4 protein-coding genes are annotated in these 3,180 nt (G+C 65.4%); 2 read left to right on the top strand and 2 right to left on the bottom strand.

Annotation, left to right across the window (positions count from 1 at the left end; all coding sequences use genetic code 11):
* Positions 1-122: 122 nt before the first annotated feature.
* Complete coding sequence (locus MNBBLIKP_RS04900) at positions 123-542, bottom strand: VOC family protein (RefSeq protein WP_088308067.1); 420 nt, start codon at positions 540-542, stop codon at positions 123-125.
* 45 nt (positions 543-587) lie between these two features.
* Here MNBBLIKP_RS04900 and MNBBLIKP_RS04895 point away from each other — a divergent pair, with 45 nt between their 5' ends.
* Positions 588-1,259 carry a glutathione S-transferase family protein gene (locus MNBBLIKP_RS04895; RefSeq protein ID WP_088308065.1) on the top strand — a complete coding sequence of 224 codons (672 nt, stop codon included), beginning with the start codon at positions 588-590 and terminating at the stop codon, positions 1,257-1,259.
* A 113-nt stretch (positions 1,260-1,372) separates the two neighbouring features.
* On the opposite strand, the gene MNBBLIKP_RS04890 is transcribed toward MNBBLIKP_RS04895, so the two are convergent.
* A complete protein-coding gene (locus tag MNBBLIKP_RS04890) occupies positions 1,373-1,819 on the bottom strand; it encodes a cupin domain-containing protein (RefSeq protein WP_088308063.1) in 447 nt (148 codons plus the stop codon).
* Positions 1,820-1,873: 54 nt separating this feature from the next.
* On the opposite strand from MNBBLIKP_RS04890, the gene dapE reads away from it, so the two are divergent.
* Positions 1,874-3,010: a succinyl-diaminopimelate desuccinylase gene (dapE, locus tag MNBBLIKP_RS04885; protein ID WP_088308061.1), complete on the top strand. Its 1,137-nt coding sequence runs from the start codon at positions 1,874-1,876 to the stop codon at positions 3,008-3,010.
* Positions 3,011-3,180 lie beyond the last annotated feature (170 nt).

Below are 3,180 nucleotides of genomic sequence, written 5' to 3'. Positions count from 1 at the left end.
AATGGCCGGAATGTTGGGGGGAGGGAAGCGCGTCCCCTCCCCCCAACATTCCGGCCATTCAGCGGCGTAATCAGACCTCCCAAGGGCTGCCGTTTGATCATGTCAAAAACTGCCCAAACGGCCTACTTCGCGAACAATTGCCCCAGGTCCGCAAAGGCCTTCATCTCGATCGCATTGCCGCTGGGGTCGCGGAAGAACATTGTTGCCTGTTCGCCGGTCTGGCCCTTGAAGCGGATGTAGGGTTCGATTTCGAACTGCACCCCGGCTGCGGTCAGCCGGTCGGCCAGGGCCTGCCAGTCCTCCAGCGTCAGGACGATGCCGAAATGTGGCACCGGCACGCCGTGGCCATCGACCGGATTGTTGCCCGCATCCCCCGCCGCCTGCCCGGTGCAATGCGCGACGATCTGGTGGCCGTAGAAATCGAAATCGATCCACTGGTCCGAACTGCGCCCCTCCGCGCAGCCCATCGTGCCGCCCCAGAAGGCGCGTGCTTCGGCCAGATCGCGGACCGGGAAGGCGAGGTGAAACGGGCGCAGCGACATGTGTTCAGACTCGACATGGTTTGGATGAATGACTAGCCGCTACTTATGAAGCTCATCATCGGCAACAAGAACTATTCCAGCTGGTCGCTGCGCGGCTGGCTGGCCTGCAAGCAATCAGGGCTGGCGTTCGAGGAAATCACCGTCCCGCTGTTTGGCGAGGACTGGGACGCGCGCAAGAAGGGCGACGATGATCTTGCCCCGTCCAGCGGCAAGGTTCCGGTGCTGTGGGACGGCGAAGCGGTGGTGTGGGACAGTCTGGCGATCATCGAATATCTGGCCGACAAGGTCGGGCGTGAGCGGTTCTGGCCCAAGCAGGACGATGCCCGCGCCATGGCCCGGTCAATGGTCGCGGAAATGCACAGTTCCTATGCCGCGCTGCGCAGCGAATGCCCGATGAACATGCGCAGCCGCGTGACCGGCCTTGAACTGAGCGCAGCGGCGCGCAGCGATGTGGTCCGGATCCTGACGCTGTGGGCCGAGGCCCGCGCCCGGTTCGGCAAAGGCGGGCCGTTCCTTTTGGGCACCTACAGCGCGGCGGACATCATCTATGCCCCGGTGGTCAGCCGGTTCATGACCTATGGCATTGGCGTCCCCGGCTTCGCGCTCGCTTACATGGAAGCCGTGTGGGAGCACGAATGGCTCCAGCAATGGCTCTCCTCCGCCGAGGCCGAGGACTGGGTGATCGAGCAGTACGAGCTGCCCGCGGCGAAGAAGTAGGTTCCCTCCCTCTCCTCTAACGAGGCGGGGGCCGAGGGGGGCGGCACGCGATGGCGGCGCTGGACCACACCACCCCCAACCCCCTCCGCTAAAGAGGAGGGGGTTCAGGTGCATCAATACGGCCTGCCATCCTTGTGGCGGTACAGATCATCCGCGCCCCAGATCATGTCGATATCGGGATAGACCCCGCCCAGTTCCTGCCCGGCGCTGACGCACAGGAAACTGCACGGCGCGTCGCTTTCGTTGATCAGGTGGTGGCCGTCCTCCACCCCGGCAGCCCAGGTGCAGATATCCCCGGCGCGCAGCACGGTGCGGCCCGCGTCTTCAACCAGCACTGCCTCACCGCTCAGCATCACCAGCAGCTCGTCCTCGCCCTTGTGCCAGTGGCGCTGGCTGGACCATGCCCCGGGCTTCAGCACGATCAGCCCAGCGCCAAGGTGGGTCAGCCCGGCCACCGGACCGATCCGTCGCGCGTGCCGCCCGGCGATCGGCTGATCGAAGGGCGCGGGATAGTCGCTGGTGGTCTTGACCGGGATGGCGGCGAGATCGAGTTTGGGCATTGCGGCACTCCGGCTTGTCTTGGCCCGGCATAGCCCATATGCCCCTATCCAGCCATGACCACCGTGCTCTCCCTTGCCGAAGCGCTGATCGCCTGCCCCAGCGTTACCCCCGCTGCGGGCCTCGTGTTCGATTGCCTTGAAGGGCAGCTGCGCCCGCTGGGGTTCGAAGTGCACCGCTTCAGCGCGGGCGAGGCGCCGGACGGGCCGGTCGAGAATCTGTTCGCCATCCGGCGCGGACCACTGGGCAGCCGCCACTTCGCTTTTGCAGGCCACGTCGATGTGGTCCCCCCGGGCGAAGGCTGGACCAGCGCGCCGTTTGCGCCCGAACTGCGCCCAAGTCCTGGAGGCGAGCTGCTCTATGGGCGCGGCGCGGTGGACATGAAGGGCGCGATCGCGGCGATGGTTGCCGCTGCGGCGCAGGTGCCGGCCGATGCCGGCACGCTGAGCCTGATCATCACCGGGGACGAGGAAGGCCCGGCGCGCTTCGGCACGGTTGCGCTGATCGAACACATGCGCGAGGTGGGCGCGCTGCCCGACCTGTGCCTGGTGGGCGAGCCAACCAGCGTGGGCCGGCTGGGCGACATGATGAAAGTCGGCCGCCGCGGTTCGGTCAACGTGTGGCTTGAGGTTGAGGGCAAGGAAGGCCACGTCGCCTATCCGCACCTGGCGGACAATCCGATCACCCGGCTGATCGCCATGCTGGCTGACCTTAAAGCCATGCCGCTTGATGACGGCACCGAATGGTTCCAGCCGAGCAATCTTGAGATTACCGACGTGACCGTGGGCAATCCCGCCACCAATGTCATCCCCAGCCGCGCCTCAGCGCGCCTGTCGATCCGGTTCAATGCGCTCCACACCGGACAGGAACTGGCCGACCGGGTCAGCAGGATTGCGCAGCAGCACGGCGGCAGCGCCCGTCCGGTGATCAGCGGCGAAGCTTTCCTGACCCCGCCGGGGGACTTTTCCGCGATGATCGCCCGCGCGGTTGAGGCGGAAACCGGCCTGACCCCCGAACCCAGCACCACCGGCGGCACCAGCGACGCGCGGTTCCTGAAAGACCTGTGCCCGGTGATCGAATTCGGCCTGTGCAACGCCACCATGCACAAGCGCGACGAAGCCGTGGCCGTGGCCGATCTTGAAGCCCTGGCGCGGATCTATGCGCGCGTGGCGCGGGATGCTTTGGTCGGTTAGACTGGGTTTTTTGGGGTTCACGCAGAGGTCGCAGCGAAGAAAAAGAGGCGCAGAGATGTTACACTGAGCCGAAGGCTCTTGAATCCGTGCGAACTTGCGGTTTGCCAGATCGCCGAATTTGAGAGCGGTTTCGCTGCAAACTCGAGCCGCTCTGCGCCTCTTTTTCTTCG

This window comes from Novosphingobium sp. B 225 (assembly GCF_002198665.1).
Taxonomy (GTDB): Bacteria; Pseudomonadota; Alphaproteobacteria; order Sphingomonadales; family Sphingomonadaceae; genus Novosphingobium.
Note: the sequence above shows the minus strand (reverse complement) of the source record. Positions and strands in the feature narration are given on the sequence as shown.